Genomic DNA, 3,970 nt, shown 5'->3' with positions numbered 1-3,970 from the left:
CGCGGCCAGCGGCCGGCGGGCCGCACCGCTGTAGGGGCAGACCGGGGCGGCCTGCGCGGGGATACGGGCCACGGGGCCGTCCGCCTCCGCGGCGGCCGCGGCGTCGGTCGCCGCGTCGGTCGTCCCGGCGGCGCGCCCGGGCAGCAGGGGCAGTTCGCGGTGCCCGTTGGAGATGAACGACGACAGCGGGCGCAGCTCCTCCGACGGTACGGCGAGCGCGAGCCGCGGGAAGCGGCGGAACAGCGCCTCCAGTCCGATGGCCGCCTCCATACGGGCCAGCGGGGCGCCCAGGCAGTGGTGGGCGCCGTGCCCGAAGGACACGTGCCGGGCCCGGGTGGGGCGGGTGATGTCGAACCGGTCGGCGTCCGGGCCGTGCACCTCCGGGTCGCGTCCTGCGCCCGCCGCGCTGACGAGGATCGCGTCGCCCTTCGGGACGACGACTCCGTCGAGGTCGATGTCCTCGACCGCGTACCGGAGCATGTAGTTGGCCGCCGACGGCTGCCAGCGGAGCGTCTCCTCGACCGCGTCGGCCCACTCGGCGCGTCCGGTGCGGATCAGTTCGAGCTGGCCGGGGTGGGTGAGCAGGGCGTGGACGGCGTGGTCGAGCAGGTTGACGGTGGTCTCGTAGCCGGCCGAGAGCAGGTGGACGAGGGTGTCCAGGAGCTCCTGTTCGGCCAGCGGGACGGCGCCCTCCTCCTGTGCGGCCGCGCGCTGCGCGTCGAGGAGGCCGCTGGTGAGGTCGTCGCCCGGCGTGGCGCGCTTGGCCGCGACGAGCCGCGTGAGCATGGCGTAGAGGCGGCCGGCCGCGTCCTGGACGGCGGCGGCGTCGGACGCGGTGTCGAAGAGCCGGTCGAAGACCTCGCACAGGTCGTCGCGCATGTCGTCGGGGACGCCGAACAGTTCGCAGACCACGCGGGCGGGCAGCGGCCCGGCGTAGGCGCGGCGCAGGTCGAAGGGGCGGTCGGGGCCGTGGTCGGCCTGGATCCGGTCGAGGAGTTCCTCGGCGACGCGCTCGACGGCGGGGCGCAGGTCGGTCGTACGGCGCATCGTGAACGCGCCCGCGACGAGCTTGCGCAGCCGGGTGTGGTCGGCGCCGTACGCCGTGAACATGCTGCGGATGGACACCCACATGGCGAGCGGCCAGTCGGCCGGGACCTCGCCGCTGGTCCAGGCGGGCCAGTGCCGTACGGGGTCCTTGGAGACCCGGGGGTCCGCCATGACCCGCTTCGCGGCGGCCGCTCCGGCGACCGCCCAGGCCCGCACGCCGCCGGGCAGGACGACCGGGACGGCGGGACCGCGCTCGCGCAGGCGGTCCGCCTCGCCCTGGATGTCCGTGCCGGCCGGGTCGATGACGACCGGAAGGACCGGGACGGAGTGGGCCGCCGACGTGGCGAAGGGACACTGACGCGATTCCATGAAGGGCTCCCGCTGGTGGACGAGCAGTCACGTGCTCCTCAGGTACGGGAGGACAATAACAAACCGCATCGTTGGTTTGTCAATGAGCAGGTGCCCCCAACCCCTCTCCCACAGGCAGGACTTCAGCGTCCCCGTCGGGCCTCAGCTCCTTCTCCGCGCCGGGGCGGGCGAGCGCGGGCAGCGCGAGGCGCCAGAAGTCGGTGAGCCCGGCGGGCGTCAGCCACTCCTCGTTCTCGCGGCCGAGGAGTTCGACCCCGGCCGTCGAGGAGGCGACGAACCGCGCGGCGGTCCGGTACGTGACGCCCTCGGCGAGCTCGTCGCCCGCGGCCGCCCGGCGGCACAGCGCCTCGACGCACGTGTGCCACTCCTCGCGCAGCGGCGGGCCCTCGTTGAGCGCCTCGTGGTCGCCGCTGAGCCGGAACCCGGCCCGCACCACCACGTCATCCCGGAACAGCACGGCGAACGCGTGCGTCATGTCCACCAGCACCTGGAGCGCTGGCACCCGCCGCTCCCGGAGCCGGCGCACGGCGTCGCGGAGGCTCTCGCCGGCCGTCTCGACGACGGCCCGGGCGACGACTCCCTTGTTGTCGAAGTGGAAGTGGAGGGCACCGGTGCTGACACCGGCCCCCGCCGCGATCTCGGCGACCGTCGCGTCGCCGTACCCCCGCCGCTGGAACGCCTCCGCCGCGGACCGGATCAGCGCCGCGCGTGTGCGCACGGCTCGCACCTGCTGCTTAGTCATCGAAGTCCCGATGTTGTGGCTCGAATGTCATCGACGTAACAAAACCAACTTACCGGTTTTCTTTGCGAGGGTGTATGGCCTGGTCATGTATCTGGCCGAAAGGCAGGGGTGTGTTAGGGGGCTCACCGGCGCACGACGGCGCACTAACGTCCGGTCAGGCGCGCACGGGACAGCGACACGACGGACGCAAGACGACCGAGACAGAGGGGTCATGGCTGAGCATGGCTGAGAACGTGAGGTCATCCGAGTCGGGACTGCCCATTGAGCCGGTGTACGGGCCGGATGCCCTGGCTGGGTGGGACCCGGCGGTGAAGCTGGGCGAGCCGGGTGGGTATCCGTTCACGCGGGGTGTGTATCGGTCGATGTACACGGGGCGTCCGTGGACGATGCGGCAGTATGCGGGGTTCGGGACGGCGGTGGAGTCGAATGCCCGTTACAAGCAGTTGATCGCGAACGGGACGATGGGGTTGTCGGTGGCGTTCGATCTGCCGACGCAGATGGGGCATGACTCGGACGCGCCGATTGCTCATGGTGAGGTGGGCAAGGTGGGGGTGGCGATCGACTCGGTCGATGACATGCGGGTGCTGTTCGACGGGATTCCGCTGGACCGGGTGTCGACGTCGATGACGATCAACGCTCCCGCGGCGTTGCTGCTGCTGTTGTATCAGCTGGTGGCGGAGGAGCAGGGGGTCAGCGCGGAGAAGCTGACGGGGACGATCCAGAACGATGTGCTGAAGGAGTACATCGCGCGGGGTACGTATATTTTTCCGCCGAAGCCGTCGCTGCGTCTGATCGCGGACATCTTCCAGTACTGCCGGGCGGAGATCCCGAAGTGGAACACGATCTCGATCTCGGGCTATCACATGGCGGAGGCGGGTGCGTCGCCGGCGCAGGAGATCGCGTTCACGCTCGCGGACGGGATCGAGTACGTGCGCACGGCGGTCGCGGCGGGGATGGACGTGGACGACTTCGCTCCGCGGTTGTCGTTCTTCTTCGTGGCGCGCACGACGTTCCTGGAGGAGGTGGCGAAGTTCCGGGCTGCGCGCCGGATCTGGGCGCGGGTGATGCGGGAGGAGTTCGGGGCGAAGAACCCGAAGTCGTGGATGCTGCGTTTCCATACGCAGACGGCCGGGGTGCAGCTGACGGCGCAGCAGCCGGAGGTGAATCTGGTGCGGGTGGCGGTGCAGGGGCTGGGCGCGGTGCTGGGCGGGACGCAGTCGCTGCACACGAACTCGTTCGACGAGGCGATCGCGCTGCCGACGGACAAGTCGGCGCGTCTGGCGTTGCGGACGCAGCAGGTGCTGGCGTATGAGACGGATGTGACGGCGACGGTCGATCCGTTCGCCGGCAGCTATGTGATCGAGAAGATGACCGATGACGTGGAGGCGGCGGCTCTGGAGCTGATGGGGAAGGTCGAGGACCTGGGCGGCGCGGTCAGCGCGATCGAGCACGGTTTCCAGAAGAACGAGATCGAGCGTTCCGCCTACCGCATCGCCCAGGAGACCGACTCCGGCGAACGTGTCGTGGTCGGTGTGAACCGTTTCCAGCTCGATGAGGAAGAGCCCTACGAGCCCCTGCGCGTCGACCCGGCCATCGAGGCCCAGCAGGCCGCCCGCCTGGCCAGGCTCCGCGCCGAACGCGACCAGCAGGCGGTCGACGCCGCCCTGGCCGAGCTGAAGAAGGCCGCCGAAGGCACCGACAACGTCCTCTACCCCATGAAAGACGCCCTCAAAGCCCGCGCCACCGTCGGCGAAGTCTGCAACGCCCTCCGCGACGTCTGGGGCACCTACGTCCCCACCGACGCCTTCTGAC

The 3,970-nt window shown here is 70.7% G+C and carries 3 protein-coding genes; 1 reads left to right on the top strand and 2 read right to left on the bottom strand.

Features of this window, described 5'->3' with window-relative positions; translation table 11 throughout:
* Together HTZ82_RS28360 and HTZ82_RS28355 are read right to left on the bottom strand one after the other, a co-directional pair.
* On the bottom strand, positions 1-1,416 hold a 1,416-nt coding region (locus HTZ82_RS28360; RefSeq protein ID WP_175412240.1), incomplete at its 3' end, for a cytochrome P450.
* A 79-nt stretch (positions 1,417-1,495) separates the two neighbouring features.
* A complete protein-coding gene (locus HTZ82_RS28355; RefSeq protein ID WP_309235738.1) occupies positions 1,496-2,134 on the bottom strand; it encodes a ScbR family autoregulator-binding transcription factor in 639 nt (212 codons plus the stop codon).
* Between the two features lie 245 nt (positions 2,135-2,379).
* On the opposite strand from HTZ82_RS28355, the gene HTZ82_RS28350 reads away from it, so the two are divergent.
* Entirely contained in the window at positions 2,380-3,969 is a 1,590-nt protein-coding gene (locus HTZ82_RS28350) for a methylmalonyl-CoA mutase (protein ID WP_175412238.1), read from the top strand.
* The last annotated feature ends 1 nt before the right edge of the window (position 3,970 follow it).

Source organism: Streptomyces sp. TRM64462 (genome assembly GCF_013362995.1).
In the GTDB taxonomy this organism is placed as follows: Bacteria; Actinomycetota; Actinomycetes; order Streptomycetales; family Streptomycetaceae; genus Streptomyces.
Note: the sequence above shows the minus strand (reverse complement) of the source record. Positions and strands in the feature narration are given on the sequence as shown.